The sequence below is a fragment of the Paenarthrobacter sp. YJN-D genome (genome assembly GCF_015040335.1).
In the GTDB taxonomy this organism is placed as follows: domain Bacteria; phylum Actinomycetota; class Actinomycetes; order Actinomycetales; family Micrococcaceae; genus Arthrobacter; species Arthrobacter nicotinovorans.
The window spans coordinates 2905019-2921025 of the sequence record NZ_CP053549.1 but is presented as its reverse complement, the minus strand read 5'-3'; the positions used below and the strand labels follow the sequence as shown (position 1 = coordinate 2921025).

The window sequence follows — 16007 nt, the reverse complement described above, 5'->3', positions numbered from 1 at the left end:
CCTCCTGCTAGTTGGCGTGAAGCGCTTCGTTCAGCTCCACCGTCTGACCCTTGCGGGGGAGGACTTCCACACCGCCAGTGGTGGAGTTGCGACGGAACAGCAAGTTGGGGACGCCGGAGAGTTCCACAGCCTTGATGATCTGGCTGGTGTCTTCGCCGTTTTCGTCTTTGGGGCCCGGGACGCGGACGCGGGTGCCCGCGGTGACGTACAGGCCGGCTTCAACCACGGAGTCATCTCCGATGCTGATGCCCACGCCGGAGTTGGCACCAAGGAGAACACGCTCACCCAAGGCGATCTTTTCCTTGCCGCCACCGGAGAGGGTGCCCATGATGGATGCGCCGCCACCGACGTCTGTACCGTCACCGGCCACGACGCCTGCGGAGATGCGGCCTTCCACCATGGAGGTGCCCAGGGTTCCGGCGTTGAAGTTCACGAAGCCTTCGTGCATCACCGTGGTGCCCTCGGCAAGGTGGGCACCCAAGCGGACGCGGTCGGCGTCGGCGATCCGCACCCCGGTGGGGACGACGTAGTCAACCATGCGGGGGAACTTGTCCACGCCGTAGACCACGACGTTGCCGCGCTTGCGCAGGCGGGCGCGGGTCAGCTCGAAACCGTCAACGGCGGCCGGACCGAAGTTGGTCCAGACCACGTTGGGGAGCTTTCCGAAGATGCCGTCCAGGTTGATGCTGTTCGGCTTGACCAGGCGGTGCGAGAGGAGGTGCAGCCGGAGGTAGGCGTCGGCCGTGTCCGCGGGGGCGGCGTCGAGGTCGATCTGTGCGAAGACCACTTTCTGCTCGGTGCCGCGGTCGGCGTCCTTGCCCTCTTCTGCCAGTGCTGTGAGTGCGGGGTCGGCGTTGTCGACGTCACGCAGGGTCTCTGCGGCAACGCCCAGTGACGGTGCCGGGAACCAGACGTCCAGAACGGTTGCTTCCCCTGATGCCGAAGTGGCTATGGTGGCGAGGCCGAATCCGTAAGCTGATCGATCGTTGGTGGGCGCGTTTGCGGGCGCAGCGGAGGAAGCAGTTTCAGTCATGGGCCAAGTCTATCCAGCAGGCGGAGGTCGGCTGAAACGCGTCTCATGCCGGTGAAGTCGCATTTGTTGGCATTAAGCTGGACGGGTGACCCTGAACCCTGCTCCCGCCCTTCTTGACCTGCGCCAGGATGTTGCCCTGCTGACGGCCGCGATCATCGACTTCAACTCCGTCTCCGGCAACGAGACCGAACTGGCCGATGCCGTGGAGGCTGCCCTTCGCGCCATCCCTGCCTACACGGTGGTCCGCGATGGCGATGCCATTATTGCCCGGACCGAACTCGGGCGAGCTGAACGGGTGATCCTTGCCGGCCACCTGGACACTGTTCCCCTGCCCACCGTCGAGGGATCGCTCGGCACTGTACCGGCAACCTGGGAATCGGGCACGCCGGGGGAGGGTGTCCTGTACGGCCGCGGCACCACTGACATGAAGGGCGGCGTCGCAGTTCAACTCGCCCTTGCGGCAACACTGTTCGACGACGGAGCGCAGCCGGACAAGGACGTCACCTTCGTCTTCTACGACCACGAGGAAGTGGAAGCGGTCAAGAGCGGCCTTGGCAGGTTGGTCCGCAACCACGGAGACCTGCTGAAGGGTGACTTCGCCATCCTTTTGGAGCCAACCCACGGCACGGTGGAAGGCGGCTGCAATGGAACCAGCCGTTTCGAGGCCACCACGCTCGGTGAGACGGCCCATTCCGCACGGGCCTGGATGGGAGTCAACGCCATCCACGCTGCAGCCCCGATTCTTGAACGCCTGGCTGCCTACGAGCCCAGAACCATCAACGTGGACGGCCTGGACTACCGTGAGAGCCTCAACGCGGTGAAGATCAACGGTGGAACCGCCGGCAACGTGATCCCGGACCGTTGCGTGGTGGAAATCAATTACCGCTTCGCCCCGGACAAGACCCCGGATGAGGCCGAGGCCCATGTCCGCGATCTCCTGGAAGGCTTCGACGTCGTCCGCACGGACGCCGCTGCCGGCGCGCGACCGGGACTGAACCACCCAGCGGCTGCTTCCTTTGTTGCCGCAGTGGGCGCCGAGCCGAAACCCAAATACGGATGGACCGACGTCGCGCGGTTCAGCGAGCTGGGAATCCCGGCGGTGAATTTCGGCCCCGGCGATCCGCTGCTGGCGCACAAGGACAACGAACACGTCGACGCCGACGCCATCCGTGAGTGCCTCCGTGCACTGAGGACGTGGTTGGCGCCGTCGGCATAACCTGCCCATGACGCGAAGGAGGCCCGCAGCCAGTTTGGCTGCGGGCCTTCTTCGCAGGGGAGTGCAAGACTTCCCAGCTGCCGCCGTGGGACCTCGTTGCATTGGCGTTCAAGACACCGCTTGCGCCGATGAATGGTGCAGGGACATATTGCGGTCAGATCAATATCTACGTGTCCAGTGGGCTCGGTCCTGAAAGCATAAGCTCGAGGCCGTGCGTAACTATCTGATATCCGATTCATCAGCGTGAAAAACCCGGGATGCCGATTCTGGAAAGAATCGGCATCCCGGGTTTTTCGTTCTTGAGAGAGTTCGAGGTGCGTGAGACTACTTCTTGTCCGTGCCCGCTGCGTTGACTTGGAGATCCACCGTCTTGATGGCGGAGGCCATGCCGCCGGCTGCCTTCCTGGATCCGCGGCGTTCGATCCAAATGGCCAAGCGCGAAACGGAGAGGTTTATCAGGATGTAGATGGCTGCTCCGACAAAGAAGGCGGAGAACAGGAGGCTGGGCTCGAGGTCCGAAATGAGCTTCACCTTACGCAGGAGTTCCTCGTAGGCCACGATGTACCCGAGGGAAGTGTCCTTAAGGAGAACTACCAGCTGTGCCACCAACGAGGGCAGCATGCGCCGGATAGCCTGCGGAAACTCGATGCTCATTCGCGATTGAAAGCTGCGAAGACCAATCGCCAGGCCCGCTTCACGTTGCCCCTTCGGGAGGGACTGAATGCCGGCTCGCAGGATCTCAGCGAATATGGCTGCGTTATACAACACGAGGCCGCTGACAACGGCCACGAACGGGCTCGTGGCAAACACTAGCAGTACGAACAAGATCATGAGAACCACCGGCATGCCGCGGAGGAACTCGAGAACCACTTGTGTGGGAATACGTATCCACGGAATCAGTGATATTCGGAGCAGGCACAAGGCGACGCCCAACGGAAAAGCGATCACCGCGGCGACACCTGCGGCCTGCAGGGTGGCCAGCAGACCCAAGCCCAGCTGCGTCCAGACGTCCTTGGCGGATTCGTTGACGAAGACCTCCCATCGCGAGGCATTGAAGATGCCCTGCGAGGACAGGATGACGATGGCGCCGATCACTCCACCGAGGATAATGAGCGCGCCAATTACCGAGGCGACGAGGGACATGCGCCTGGCCTTGGGGCCGGGTACGTCATAGAGAACGGAAGTCATCGGGCAATCGCCACCTTTTTCTCGACGAAGTGGGCAAGAAGTCCGAGCGGCACAGTGATCAGGAGGTAGAAGAAGGCCACACCGATCAGGATCCACATGACTGCGTCGCCCCGGCTATTGGACAGCTGAAGGCCATAGCCGAAAAGTTCGAGTACGAAGAACGCGCCGGCAACGGATGAGTTCTTGACCAACGCGATCATGATGTTGATCAAGGGGGGTACAACGGTGCGGAGCGCCTGGGGCAGGACAACCAGCCCCAGGACCTGGGTGAACGTCATTCCGACGCTGCGTGCGGCTTCCGCCTGGCCCACGGGAACACTGTTGACGCCCGAGCGCACGGCTTCTGCGACAAATGCGGCGGTGTAGCTGCTGAGAGCAATGATTGCCGCGACTTCGAACTGTTCAAATTTGACGCCGAGACGGGGCAGCACAATGGCGGAAAAGAAGAAAATAATAGTGAGGGGAGTGTTCCTGGCGACTTCAACGTAGAACGTGCTGAAACCGCGCAGGGCGGCAACGGGCGACACGCGCATTGCTGCCAGGAGGGTGCCAATGATTAGGGCAATGACGCCCGAAACAACAGCTAGGAACAGGGTTCGGAGAAATCCGTCCCAATATTGGGGAAGGCTCTCGAAGATGGCGTCCATGGCTTCCTTCGTCTGTGGCGGAAAAAGGACTGAATCCTAAAGATGAAAGGCTGTCGCCGCCCCGGCAGGGGACGGCGACAGCCACCGGTTCTTTTAGTAGCGGTCGATCTTCGGCAGGTCGGGGACTGTCTTGATGACCTTGCCCGCGGTTGCTTCCCAGGCCTTCTTGTACGTGTCGTCCTTGGCGAATTCCTCCAGCTGGTCGTTGATCCAGTTGCGGAAGACAGTGTCGTCCTTCTTCAGGCCGATGCCGTAGGGCTCTTTGGTGAAGGTTTCTTCGGATGCCAGTTTGAAGGCATCCGGTTCCTTGTCGACGTAGCCCGCAAGGATCACATTGTCCGTTGTAACAGCGACAACCTGCTTATTGCGGAGCGGTTCCAGGCAAGCAGTGTAGTTGGCTGCCGGAACGAGTTCGGCGCCGTACTTGTCGACGATGGTTTTGGCAGGGGTGGAGCCCGTGACGGAGCAGACCTTCTTGCCCTTGACGTCCTCTGGCTTGGTAATGGAGTTGTCGTCCTTGTTTACCAGGAGGGCCTGGCCGGCTTCGTAGTACGGGCCCGCGAAGGAAACCTTTTCCTTGCGGGAGTCATTGATGGTGTAAGTCGCTATGACAAGGTCTACGCGGCCTTGTTCGATGAACGGTTCGCGGTTGGCCGACACGGTCTCCACCCATTCGATCTTGTCAGCGGCGATGCCCAGCTTGGCGGCGATTGCCTTGCCCATTTCAACGTCGAAACCGACAGGCTTGCCGTCCAGGCCCTTCTGGCCGAAGAGCGGCTGGTCGAACTTGGTGCCGATGGTGATCTTCTGTGCCTTGTTCAGCTTTTCCATGGTGGTACCGGCTTCGAAGCTCGCCGAGGCGACAGGGGGAGTGGTGGTGCTGCTGCCGCCACACGCGCTCAGCGTGAGGGCAAGAGCAGCAGAAGCGGCCACCAGGAGCGACTTCCTCCGGGTAATAAGAGACTTCATGGTGTTCCTTTCATTGGATGGCCGCCTTACGGCCGGGGGTGCGGGCTGTAAGGAGCTAGTGGGTCAGTAGCTTGGACAGGAAGTCCTTGGCGCGGTCGCTCTTCGGGTTGGTGAAGAACTCCTCAGGGGTTGCGTCTTCCACGATCTGGCCGTCGGCCATGAACACCACACGGTCGGCAGCCTTGCGGGCAAAGCCCATCTCGTGGGTCACCACGATCATGGTCATGCCTTCCTTGGCCAGTTGGATCATGACGTCCAGGACTTCATTGATCATTTCGGGGTCCAACGCGGACGTCGGCTCGTCGAACAGCATCACCTTGGGCTTCATGGCAAGGGCGCGGGCTATGGCCACACGCTGCTGCTGTCCGCCCGAAAGCTGTGCCGGCAGCTTCGGAGCCTGATGCCCGACACCTACACGCTCAAGGAGGGCCATGGCTTCCTTGTCCGCGGTGCCCTTGGCGACCTTCTTGACCTTGATCGGCCCAAGAGTGACGTTCTCAAGAATCGTCTTGTGGGCGAACAGGTTGAAGGACTGGAAAACCATTCCGACGTCGGCCCGCAGGTGGGCGAGGTCCTTGCCTTCTTCGGGAAGCTTCTTCCCGTCGATGGCGATATCGCCGTCGTCGATCGTTTCCAAACGGTTGATCGCACGGCACAGCGTGGACTTACCCGACCCGGAAGGTCCGATAACAACCACGACCTCGCCCTTCCGGACCTGGAGGTTGATGTCTTTCAGGACGTGCAATTGACCGTAGTGCTTGTTGACGCCGTTCAGGGAGACGAGGGCATCGCCGGACGCTTGAGTAGTCATACGAAGAATCTAGCGAACAAAGAAGCAAATATGACCACGGTCACGGCAAGTTCCTGAAGATCGTGACTGAACAGAAACCTCCTCCCCAGCCATATACCAGACTGCAATGCAAGCCGCGGGTCGCTGCGATGGAGCTGGCGTCCATAAGCGCTAGCCTTGGGCAATGAGCATCAGCCAGCACTCAATTCCCAACCCGGATGCCAACGGCCACGACAGGACCACCCACGTGCCCCTGCCTTCGGAGATTGCGCCCGCCAAGCACAAAGGCTCTTTGGAGCTTCGGCGCAAACAGGCGGATACGGGAATGTCGGACCAGCATTTGCTGGATACGAGCGGTGCCGGACAGTTCATCCATACCGATCCCTGGCGCGTTCTCCGGATCCAAAGCGAGTTCGTGGAAGGTTTCGGTGCCCTGGCCGACCTGGGCCCCGCAGTAAGTGTTTTTGGTTCCGCACGCACCAAGCCCGGGACCGAGTACTACGAGATGGCAGTGGATGTCGGGCGCAAACTTGCAGAGTCCGGGGTCGCAGTCATCACCGGCGGCGGTCCCGGTTCCATGGAGGCTGCGAACAAGGGCGCTGTCGAGGGCAACGGAGTCTCCGTAGGCCTGGGTATCGAGCTGCCGTTCGAACAGGGACTCAACCAGTGGGTGGACCTGGGGATCAACTTCAGGTACTTCTTCGCCCGGAAGACGATGTTCGTCAAATATGCGCAGGGCTTTGTGGTGCTGCCCGGCGGACTCGGAACCCTCGATGAACTCTTTGAAGCCATGGTCCTCGTCCAGACCCGCAAAGTGACCTCGTTCCCGATTGTCCTCCTGGGTGTTCGGTTCTGGGGACCCATGATCGAATGGATCCGGGAGACCTTGGTGGCAGAGGGCATGGTGTCCGAAAAGGACCTCGACCTGATCCAGTTGGTCGACGACCCGGCCGATGCCGTTCACCGGGTGCTTCACGGTGCCCCGCTTCCCACACCTACGGGCGAGCAGCGCCCCGAGTAGCAGCGTGTTTCTGGCACGATGGACACTGTGAGCTTTTTCCTGGTGTTTCTCGCGATTGTCCTGGTTGGTGCGGCGCTGTACCTCGGCACCGGAATCGTCCGTGGGCGCACGATCGGTACGGGCCTCGATGATCCCGTTCCCAACCTGCCCCCGGTGCTGTTACCGGCCGAGGCGCGGCCGTCCGACGTCGACTCCCTGCGGTTCGCGTTGGGATTGCGCGGCTACCGGATGGACCAGGTGGACCAGGTCCTCGATGACCTTCGCGACCAGCTGCGGGCCAAGGACCTCGAAATCGAGAGGCTCAGCGCGCTCGTACGGGAGCGGCCCGGGGACGGCGATTCCGGCCGTACCGGGCAGTGACCGTCCAGACGCCGGCCCGGCACGGCGAAGGACCCGCTGCGAGGCTCTCCAGGGCCGCGGCGGATGCTGGGGCAAGGATGTCCGGTTGGCCCTGGTGGTTGCAGGTATCGCTGATCTTTGTGGCTGCCCGCCTGGTCAGTGCCTGCATCTTTATGGCGGCCGCGCTCCAGCAGGGAACCAACCCGTGGTTCCCACCGGCCCCCGACTACTGGAACTTCATCACGATCTGGGACGGACGCTGGTACCAACGGGCTGCCGATGACGGCTATCCCTCGGTCCTGCCGGTAGATGCCAACGGGGTAGTCAAGGAGAACGCCTGGGCGTTCTACGCTCTTTTCCCGCTCCTGGGACGAGGCCTCTCCGCCATGACCGGCCTTGGCACGCTTCAGGCCCTGACGGTTATCGCGATGGCTTCGGGGCTGGGCGCTGCCCTGGTGATCTTCAAGCTCTTCCGTGAATTCGCAGGGAAGCGCACGGCTTTGTGGGGCGTTGTTTTCGTCTCGACCTTCCCGGTGTCGCCTATTCTGCAAGTGCCCTATGCGGAATCGTTGAATCTGCTGCTGCTAGCGGCTTCATTGTTGCTGGTGGTCAGGCGCCGCTATCTGACAGCGATTCCCGTGGTCCTTCTGATGTGCCTGTCCAGGCCTACGGGCGTGCCCTTTGCCGCCATGGTGGGGTTGCTCCTGCTGTGGCGTTTGTGGGAGCGGTTCAGGCGGCCATCGACGGACACTGCTTCCTCCACGCGCAGTCTGGTTTCCCTGGCAGCGTTGGTGGTGGCAACGGGGATAGGCGCCCTCGCGTGGCCGGCCATAGCCTGGGCGGCGACCGGCGACCCGGCAGCCTATACGCGGACGGAAACGGCATGGCGGGGACACGATCTTGTGCCTTTCAAGCCGTGGTTCGACACCGGCCGGATGCTGTTCGGTCCCGTGCTTGGGGTCCTGGCGCCCTTTGTTTTCGCCGGTCTGTTTGTGCTGGTCATGGTGTCCGCTCCGGTGCGGGCGTTGGGGACGGAACTACGGCTATGGTGTGCCTGCTACATGGGCTACCTCCTGGTCTTTCTGCACCCACAGACCAGCACCTTCCGGATGCTCCTGCCATTGTTCCCCCTGGCCCTGGCGGCAGCTGCGCTGTCAAAGTCGAAGGCATACCGGGGGACGGCAGTGGTGATGTTCGTCCTCCTCCAAATTGTCTGGGTGGTGTGGCTGTGGGCTTGGGCCCCGCTGCCCGGAGGAGGCGACTATCCGCCCTGACGTGGACCTTTGCCCGCGAACGCTAATATGTACAAAGCCCGGACAAATAGGCCGTTGATTTCGCTACGGGCGGGTAAGTACGGGATAATGGACCAAGAGCAAGGACAAAGCACCTAACAGTGCCCGGCCATGGCGGCCTCCCAAGCGGTGCCGCCGGCTGCAATTGCGACGCGGATCCAGCCCGGCCGGGTTGGGCGTGACTTGGGACAAATGGAGGGGATTTTCCTAATGGCGGCTATGAAACCACGGACTGGCGACGGCCCTATGGAAGTTACCAAAGAGGGACGCAGCCTCATCATGCGTGTGCCGCTCGAAGGTGGCGGACGGCTTGTGGTTGAGCTCAATGCCGCCGAAGCGGAAAACCTCAAGGAATGCCTCGTAGGTGTGACCGAATAGAGTTGCGAAGCAGGGCCCGGCGTGAGCTGGAGCCCTGCTTTTGTTTAACCTGTGGGCGGGCTGGCCACCTTGCGGGGTGCCGGCGCCTCACAAGCGTCTACTTCTTGACGGCCACCAGAAGGCCATCGCCGGTGGGCAGCATCGCCGAAGCCAGCCGTTCGTCGTCGCGGATTGCCTTGCCGATCTGGCGCAGGACCACGGTAGTGGCGTCCCGCGCAGCCGGATTGGAGACGCGGTCTTTATCCAGGGCGTCGTTGATGACAAGCGTGCCACCGGATTTGAGCAAGCGGATCGCCTGCTCCACATATTTGGGAAAGTTCGGCTTGTCGGCGTCGATGAACACGAGGTCGTACGCTGAGTCGGTCAACCGCGGCAGGACATCCGCGGCACGTCCGGAGATGGTACGGGTGCGGTTGGCCGGGCTGCCGGACTCAAGGAACGCTTCCCTGGCGGCCTTGAGGTGTTCGACGTCAACGTCGATGGTGGTCAGGACGGCCTGGGGGCTCAGGCCACGCAGCAGGCAGACGCCGGACACTCCGGCTCCCGAGCCAACCTCCACCACTGTCTGCGCCTTGGAGGCCGCAGCGAGCACCGTCAGTACGGCGCCGACACCGGGACTGACGGGAGTTACCCCCAACTCGAAGGAACGCTCACGGGCGCGCAACATGACGTCATCCTCAGCCGGCAGATCTTCTGCGTAGGACCAGCTGCTTGACTTGTCGGCACTCATGAAGGGATTCGCTTTCCGCGGGTAGGGGTGTTTGTACCAGACTACTGTGTCTGCCCCCGCTGGACCGCCGTTGCCAAGCGCCCCGGCGCTGTGTCCGCCCATGTTTTCAGCCTTGCGGGAAAAACTATGTCCAGTCAGGAAATTCCCAGACAAACTTGGGATGATATTGCTCCGGTCATCCAAGAGGTGGGCGGCACCGAATAATCGGTGAACCACAGTTTGAGGGGAGTGGACGATGCCGGCATCCAATGCTGCGCCAGTCCTGACATCGGAGGGCCTCGAGGCAGCCACTGACTGGGTCATGCCCAGCTGGGAGGAAGTGGTTTCCAACCACTCCGCCAAGGTGTACCGCCTTGCCTACCGCCTGACCGGCAACAAGTTCGACGCCGAAGACCTCACCCAGGAGGTCTTCGTGAGGGTCTTCCGCTCGCTCGAAAACTTCAAGCCCGGAACACTGGATGGTTGGCTGCACCGCATCACCACCAACCTGTTCCTTGACCAGGCCCGCCGCAAGAGCCGGATCCGCTTTGACGCGCTTGCCGAGGACGCGGAATCACGGCTGCCCGGACGTGAGCCGGGCCCCGAACAGAGCTTCGAACACAACAACCTCGACCTCGACGTCCAGCGGGCACTGGAGGAACTCCCGCCCGACTTCCGCGCCGCCGTCGTGCTGTGCGATCTTGAAGGTCTTTCCTATGACGAGGTCGCAGAAGCCTTGGGCGTGAAGCTTGGCACCGTGAGGTCACGTATCCACCGTGGCCGCACCATGCTTCGGGAGAAACTGGCCCACCGGGACCCCCGTCCGGCCGAGGCCCGGAAGCCGCGCCTGAAGATGCCCCGCATCGCAAGTATCCTCTAGGTTGTCGATGCCCCGACGTCCTCATCGCCCGGGAGCCTCGTACCGGCGAAAGTTGGCTTCGCTGCGCCATTCCCGGAGCCCGGAGCATGTGCAGGAATGTGCGAAATGCCGTGCCATGCAGCGCCAGGAACGGCAGTACATTGAACGCCTCCGTGATGCTGCTGTGCCTGAGGCCAGCCATGACCTCGCAGCGAGGTTGATCCAGCACACCGAACGGCTCGCAAACCATCCCGGGCAGACCTTGGACTCAACCCCGCCGGTGAATGGAATCCGTCGGGGTCTCAGGATCACGGCCATTGCTGCCGGCACCTTGACGGTCTCCGCTGCAGCCCTGGCCGCCTCGGCCTTTGTCGTGGCCGGGGACGAGCAGCCGCAGGCGTTCGTGGAAACCAACGACGCCGGCGTACTCGCCGGGGCGTGGACGGGTGGGCAAATGGAGTCCGCCGTAGCGCCGGCATTCCGGGCCGGGAGCACAGTTACCCTCAGTTCCGCCCAACTGGATGCCCTCAGGGAGGAAGGTTGGGCATGCCCTGAGCTGGCCGGAATGGGCTTCAGCGTCGTGTCCGCGCAGGCCACCATGGTCAACGGCCATCCGGCCGTGGAGATCAGGCTGGAGCACAACGGTCATTTCGCCACGATTGTGGAGGAGCACCGGCCCGCGGGGCAGGATCCGCAGGAACAGTCGACGACGGCGCAGCTCTCGGTCACGCAAGGAACCCCATGGAAAGCCGTCTACTCCACGCAGGCAGCTGTGATCAGCTATGCTTCCGACCTTCCGGCAGAGAGTGCTGATGACGCTGTCCCGGAGATAGTCCGGGCCGGTGATTCCGTATCGGAGGCTCCCCGCGTACGGGGCTCGGAGACTTGGTACCCCAGGCTGCTTCGCGGTCTTCAGACCCTTCTTCGCCCCGCTGGTTTATGAGCGGCACCACAGACAAGGTAATCTTCGTAGCGTGCTTGGAATCAACGGCCCGGAGTTCATACTCCTTCTGATTATCGGCGTACTCGTCATCGGTCCCAGCCGTTTGCCCGAATACACTCAAAAGCTGGCCAATCTGGTCAAAGAAGTGCGGCGGATGGCTTCCGGCGCCCGCGAGCAGATCAAAGAAGAAGTCGGCATCGACATCGATGAAGTCGACTGGAAGAAATACGATCCCCGTCAGTACGATCCCCGGCGCATCATCAAGGATGCCCTGCTGGACGATGACACCAAACCGGTCAGCGCAGGAGGACCGGCAGCCGCGGCCACCGCTGCTTCCGCTATTGCCGAAGAGGCCAAGCCCAAGGCTCCTGTAAGGGTCATCGAGAGGCTCGCCGAAGGCGAAGCCGCTCCTTTCGACACTGAGGCAACCTAAGGCAATAGCCTGCACGGCTTCCCGTGGACCACCGTGGTGGTGCCTGCTGCCCACAGATGCTAGCGGGGCTCGATTCCCAACGACATGCCCGACAACCCGCGTGGCCGGGAGGCCAGGGCCGCGGCAACTCCTTCCATGGCCTTGGCAGCGGCAGTATCGGGCGCTGCCAGGACGACGGGCTTCCCTGCGTCCCCACCCTCGCGCAAACGGATATCCAACGGTATCTGCCCCAGCAAGGGAACGTCGTGGCCTACGGCTGCGCTCAATCTCTCAGCTAGGATGGCGCCTCCGCCGCTTCCAAACAGTTCCATACGACCGCCGTCGGGCATTTCCAGGAACGACATGTTCTCGATCACGCCGGCCACTTTCTGCCCGGTCTGCGTGGCGATGGTTCCGGCGCGTTCGGCGACATCGGCTGCCGCTGCCTGGGGCGTGGTGACCACCAGGATCTCCGCGTTCGGCAGCAGCTGTGCCACAGAGATTGCGATATCGCCCGTGCCCGGAGGCAAATCGAGGAAGAGTGCATCGAGATCACCGAAGTACACGTCGGTGAGGAACTGTTCCAGGGCGCGGTGCAGCATGGGACCACGCCAGGCCACAGGCTGGTTGCCTTCGACGAACATGCCGATCGAGATGACCTTCACGCCGTAGGCCACGGGAGGCAGGATCATGTCATCCACCTGTGTGGGCTTCTGGGTGATACCCATCAGGGCCGGCACGGAGAAGCCATGGACGTCCGCGTCCACAACTCCCACCCGGAGGCCCTGGGCCGCCAGGGCACAGGCAAGATTGACGGTGACGGAGGACTTGCCCACCCCGCCTTTTCCACTTGCCACGGCGTACACCTTGGTCAACGAACCCGGTTTGGCGAACGGAATGCCGCGCTGGCCACCCGGGCCGCGGAGCTTTTCCTTGAGGGCTTCACGCTGGGCCGGAGTCATGACTTTCAGTTCCACGTCTACGCCGGTAACACCATCCACCCCCATCAGGGCGTCGGTCGCGTCCTGGGTGATGGTTTCGCGCAGCGGGCATCCGGCAATCGTCAGCAGGACGGCAACATGGACCATCCCGTCGTCGTCGGAAGAGACTGATTCCAGCATTCCCAGTTCCGTGATGGGGCGCCGGAGCTCGGGATCAATAACCGTTGCCAGGGCAGCGTGCAGCGCCTCGGCAGTTGCGGTGCTCATAACGTTCAGGCCCGGCTTTCAGGGGTGTCTGGGGATGGCTTGGCGGTGGAATGCTGGGGTCCGGCGGCCCGCGGAGGCCGTACCTTGGGGATCTGCTGGGTGCGGGGTCCACGGGACTTGTCCCGCTTCTCCTTCAGCTTCTCCTTGACCTTCTCCCCGGGTGACTCCGTGCCGTCGGCGGAGGCTTCGCTTTCGCGGAGTTCTTCCTGGGCGTCGATGATGTCCTCAAGCAAGCTGCGGAGCTCGGCCCGGACGTAGTCGCGGGTGGCTACCTCGCGCAAGGCGATGCGGAGTGAGGCAAGTTCCCTCGTGAGGTACTCGGTGTCGGAGAGGTTCCGTTCAGCGCGCTGGCGGTCCTGCTGGAGCGAGACACGGTCGCGGTCATCCTGCCGGTTCTGGGCAAGCAGGAGCAGTGGTGCGGCATAGGAAGCCTGCAGCGACAACATCAGGGTCAGCAGGGTGAAGCCCAACTCCATGCGGTCGAATTGCCACTCCGTGGGCGCAAACGAGTTCCAAGCGAGCCAGAACACACAAAACACGGTCATGTACACCAGGAACGTTGGCGTACCCATGAATCGGGCAAAACCCTCTGTTGCATTGCCGAAAGCGTCAGGATTGGGGGAGAACTTGGGGAGGATCCGTTGACGGCCACTCAGTGGCGTATCCAGGCTGCTGCCCGGGCGTGCCGTGCCACGGGGGGATCGGGTGCCGTTGTTGTCAGCCAATGCGGCCTCCAAGTTTCCTTATCGGGGCATCGTCCTCGTGGGCGCGCCAATCATCCGGTAACAAGTGATCCAGCACGTCATCAACAGTCACCGCCCCCACGAGGCGGCCGTCGTCGTCTACGACTGGAAGCGAATTCAGGTTGTACGTTGCCAGTGTCCGGGCGACCTCGCTGATGTGGGCCTGGTCCGAAAGAGGTTCCAGGTTCTTGTCCACGAGGTTGCCCAGGGGCTCCGGCGGGGGGAACCGCAGCAGTTGCTGTATATGCACCACACCGAGGAACCGTCCGGTGGGCGTCTCCAGGGGCGGGCGTGCAATGAAAATGGAGGAGGCCAGCGCCGGCGACAGTTCCTCGCGGCGGACGTGCGCAAGGGCTTCGGCCACGGTGGCTTCCGGGGGGAGGATGACCGGAACAGGAGTCATCAAACCACCGGCGGTGTCTTCGTCGTATTCCAGGAGGCGGCGCACGTCTTCGGCTTCCTGGGGTTCCATCAGCTGCAGCAGCTCTTCTGCTTGGGCGGAAGGGAGCTCGGCAAGGAGGTCGGCGGCGTCGTCCGGGTCCATCTCTTCAAGGACGTCGGCCGCCCGCTCCACGTCCAGCGCAGAGAGGATGGTGACCTGGTCGTCTTCCGGGAGCTCCTGGAGGACGTCGGCGAGCCGCTCGTCCTGGAGTTCACTGGCGACTTCAAAACGCCGCTTATCACTCATCTCCTGCAGGGCTTCGGCGAAGTCAGCAGGTTTGAGGTCTTCGTGCGTGGCAACGAACTGGGTGGCGGCCTGGGGTTCGTTGTGGCCCCCGGTTTGGGCGTCGGCCCAATCGATGATCAGGGTCTCGTTCCGGCGGAGCCTGCTCAGGGGGGAGAGCGAGTGACCACGGCGTACGAACAGCTTGCTCACGAACCAGTCCTTAGAGCGGTGCTGGTCCATGGCGATGTCTTCAATGGTGGCGTCGCCACTGCCATCGGCCAGCGTGACCCTGCGGTCGAACATCTCGGCCACCACGAGTGTTTCGGCACCACGCTGCTCGAAGCGCCGCAGGTTCACCAGCCCGGTGCAGATGATCTGGGTCTGGTCGATGGAGGTAATGCGCGTCATGGGGACGAAGACCCGCTTCTTGCCGGGAACCTCGACGACGATGCCGACGACGTGGGGCGCGCCGCGGGTCCCGCGGGAGAGCACCACGACGTCCCGCAACCGGCCCAGACGATCGCCCAGGGGGTCGAAGACGTCCAAGCCCAGAAGGCGCGCCACGAAGACGCGAGAAGGATGTGTGCTCATGTTTACAGGCTACCGAGTCTGCTCTCTTTTAGCTGAATTCCAGCCGCTTCACATGTCCATGGGACACAATGGGGCTATGTCTAACATTTTTGGTGCCCCCAAAGCCATTGAGGAATCCCGCAGCGTCCCCCAAGGCGACACCGTGGGTTCATATACCTCTTATTTGGATGCCCAGAAGGCGGTGGACTACCTTGCGGACCAGCAGTTCCCGGTTCAGCTGGTGTCGATCGTGGGCAACGACCTCAAAATGGTGGAGCGGGTGACCGGTCGCCTGAGCTACCCGAGGGTGGCGTTGTCCGGTGCGCTGAGCGGAATGTGGTTCGGCCTGTTCGTTGGCGTCATGCTCTCCTTCTTCACTCCTGCCGGTGGTCCGTTCTCCATCATTACCTCAGTGCTGATGGGTGCGGCCTTCTTCATGTTGTTCGGCATCGTCACCTATGCCATGCAGCGCGGCAAGCGGGACTTCACCTCCACCAGCCAGGTGGTGGCCACGAACTATGACGTCATTGTGGCCCAGGAGGCAGCCCACGAGGCACGCCGCTTGCTTCAGCAGCTCCCCATGAATCCGTCACAGGCCGCCACCGCCCAGACCAGCAACTACACCCCGCAGAATCCTCCGTTCCAGCAGCCGGGCCAAGCCCCGGAGCGCCCCTCCACCTGGAACGACCCCTACGGCCAGCGCGGTCCCGACGCAGCTCAGCCTGCAGCCCAGGGTCAGCCCGGGAACCCGGAAGGGACCCCCGCAGGTCCTGCCCCTGCTGCGCAGAACCCGAAGCCGGCAGCTGTCCGTTATCCGGATCTGCCCGATGGCCGTCCGCAGTACGGAGTCAGGGTCACCGAGGGACAGAACAATGCACCCCGGGACGACTCGCAGCAGTCGGGCCACGAAGGCTCCACCAAGGAGTAGTCACTGACAGGGCACTGAACAACAGGGCACCTACAAACAGGGAAGGCCACCGGATCACCGGTGGCCTTCCCTGTTTGTTTCGTCTTGGAAGGGCT

At 62.6% G+C, this 16007-nt stretch carries 18 protein-coding genes; 9 read left to right on the top strand and 9 right to left on the bottom strand.

Annotated elements, in window-relative coordinates; genetic code table 11:
• Nucleotides 1-7 precede the first annotated feature (7 nt).
• Nucleotides 8-1033 carry a 2,3,4,5-tetrahydropyridine-2,6-dicarboxylate N-succinyltransferase gene (gene dapD / locus HMI60_RS13505; RefSeq protein WP_064721641.1) on the bottom strand — a complete coding sequence of 342 codons (1026 nt, stop codon included), beginning with the start codon at nt 1031-1033 and terminating at the stop codon, nt 8-10.
• Nucleotides 1034-1118: 85 nt separating this feature from the next.
• Between dapD and dapE the strand changes: the two genes are divergently transcribed.
• Nucleotides 1119-2249, top strand: a complete 1131-nt coding sequence (gene dapE / locus HMI60_RS13500) for a succinyl-diaminopimelate desuccinylase (protein ID WP_193589802.1) — start codon at nt 1119-1121, stop codon at nt 2247-2249.
• A 324-nt stretch (nt 2250-2573) separates the two neighbouring features.
• Here the strand turns inward: dapE and HMI60_RS13495 are convergent, their stop codons facing one another.
• The 4 genes from HMI60_RS13495 to HMI60_RS13480 all read right to left on the bottom strand — a co-directional run bounded on the left by HMI60_RS13495 (nt 2574) and on the right by HMI60_RS13480 (nt 5864).
• Nucleotides 2574-3437, bottom strand: a complete 864-nt coding sequence (locus HMI60_RS13495) for an amino acid ABC transporter permease (protein ID WP_018776546.1) — start codon at nt 3435-3437, stop codon at nt 2574-2576.
• Nucleotides 3434-4084, bottom strand: coding sequence for an amino acid ABC transporter permease (locus HMI60_RS13490; protein ID WP_018776545.1), 651 nt, complete (start codon nt 4082-4084; stop codon nt 3434-3436). The genes HMI60_RS13495 and HMI60_RS13490 overlap by 4 nt, the downstream gene beginning before the upstream one ends.
• A 93-nt stretch (nt 4085-4177) precedes the next feature.
• The gene (locus tag HMI60_RS13485; protein WP_018776544.1) at nt 4178-5053 is read right to left on the bottom strand and encodes a glutamate ABC transporter substrate-binding protein; all 876 of its coding nucleotides are present in this window, start codon (nt 5051-5053) and stop codon (nt 4178-4180) included.
• Nucleotides 5054-5108: 55 nt separating this feature from the next.
• Nucleotides 5109-5864, bottom strand: coding sequence for an amino acid ABC transporter ATP-binding protein (locus HMI60_RS13480; protein ID WP_018776543.1), 756 nt, complete (start codon nt 5862-5864; stop codon nt 5109-5111).
• 163 nt (nt 5865-6027) lie between these two features.
• Here HMI60_RS13480 and HMI60_RS13475 point away from each other — a divergent pair, with 163 nt between their 5' ends.
• The 4 genes from HMI60_RS13475 (at nt 6028) to HMI60_RS13460 (ending at nt 8873) form a co-directional block, all read left to right on the top strand.
• Nucleotides 6028-6864 carry a TIGR00730 family Rossman fold protein gene (locus HMI60_RS13475; RefSeq protein WP_018776542.1) on the top strand — a complete coding sequence of 279 codons (837 nt, stop codon included), beginning with the start codon at nt 6028-6030 and terminating at the stop codon, nt 6862-6864.
• Between the two features lie 18 nt (nt 6865-6882).
• A complete protein-coding gene (locus HMI60_RS13470; protein WP_193589801.1) occupies nt 6883-7224 on the top strand; it encodes a DivIVA domain-containing protein in 342 nt (113 codons plus the stop codon).
• A gap of 77 nt (nt 7225-7301) precedes the next feature.
• Nucleotides 7302-8477 carry a hypothetical protein gene (locus HMI60_RS13465; protein WP_193589800.1) on the top strand — a complete coding sequence of 392 codons (1176 nt, stop codon included), beginning with the start codon at nt 7302-7304 and terminating at the stop codon, nt 8475-8477.
• Between the two features lie 228 nt (nt 8478-8705).
• Nucleotides 8706-8873, top strand: coding sequence for a DUF3117 domain-containing protein (locus HMI60_RS13460; protein WP_064721643.1), 168 nt, complete (start codon nt 8706-8708; stop codon nt 8871-8873).
• Nucleotides 8874-8970: 97 nt separating this feature from the next.
• On the opposite strand, the gene HMI60_RS13455 is transcribed toward HMI60_RS13460, so the two are convergent.
• Entirely contained in the window at nt 8971-9603 is a 633-nt protein-coding gene (locus tag HMI60_RS13455; RefSeq protein WP_026266969.1) for an O-methyltransferase, read from the bottom strand.
• Nucleotides 9604-9838: 235 nt separating this feature from the next.
• Here HMI60_RS13455 and sigE point away from each other — a divergent pair, with 235 nt between their 5' ends.
• The 3 genes from sigE (at nt 9839) to HMI60_RS13440 (ending at nt 11817) form a co-directional block, all read left to right on the top strand.
• A complete protein-coding gene (sigE, locus tag HMI60_RS13450) occupies nt 9839-10462 on the top strand; it encodes an RNA polymerase sigma factor SigE (protein ID WP_018776537.1) in 624 nt (207 codons plus the stop codon).
• Between the two features lie 115 nt (nt 10463-10577).
• Nucleotides 10578-11384, top strand: coding sequence for a hypothetical protein (locus tag HMI60_RS13445; RefSeq protein WP_079580633.1), 807 nt, complete (start codon nt 10578-10580; stop codon nt 11382-11384).
• A gap of 31 nt (nt 11385-11415) precedes the next feature.
• Nucleotides 11416-11817: a twin-arginine translocation protein subunit TatB gene (locus HMI60_RS13440; protein ID WP_018776535.1), complete on the top strand. Its 402-nt coding sequence runs from the start codon at nt 11416-11418 to the stop codon at nt 11815-11817.
• A 59-nt stretch (nt 11818-11876) separates the two neighbouring features.
• Here HMI60_RS13440 and HMI60_RS13435 read toward each other — a convergent pair whose 3' ends face one another.
• From HMI60_RS13435 to HMI60_RS13425, 3 genes are read right to left on the bottom strand one after another with little or no spacing between them, the layout of a single operon-like run.
• Complete coding sequence (locus tag HMI60_RS13435) at nt 11877-13004, bottom strand: Mrp/NBP35 family ATP-binding protein (protein WP_018776534.1); 1128 nt, start codon at nt 13002-13004, stop codon at nt 11877-11879.
• Between the two features lie 5 nt (nt 13005-13009).
• Nucleotides 13010-13741 carry a DUF1003 domain-containing protein gene (locus HMI60_RS13430; protein WP_018776533.1) on the bottom strand — a complete coding sequence of 244 codons (732 nt, stop codon included), beginning with the start codon at nt 13739-13741 and terminating at the stop codon, nt 13010-13012.
• On the bottom strand, nt 13722-15005 hold the full coding sequence (locus HMI60_RS13425) for a magnesium transporter MgtE N-terminal domain-containing protein (protein ID WP_026266967.1): 1284 nt from the start codon (nt 15003-15005) through the stop codon (nt 13722-13724). The genes HMI60_RS13430 and HMI60_RS13425 overlap by 20 nt, the downstream gene beginning before the upstream one ends.
• Before the next feature lie 76 nt (nt 15006-15081).
• On the opposite strand from HMI60_RS13425, the gene HMI60_RS13420 reads away from it, so the two are divergent.
• Nucleotides 15082-15912: a general stress protein gene (locus HMI60_RS13420; RefSeq protein ID WP_193589799.1), complete on the top strand. Its 831-nt coding sequence runs from the start codon at nt 15082-15084 to the stop codon at nt 15910-15912.
• Nucleotides 15913-16007: the final 95 nt, after the last annotated feature.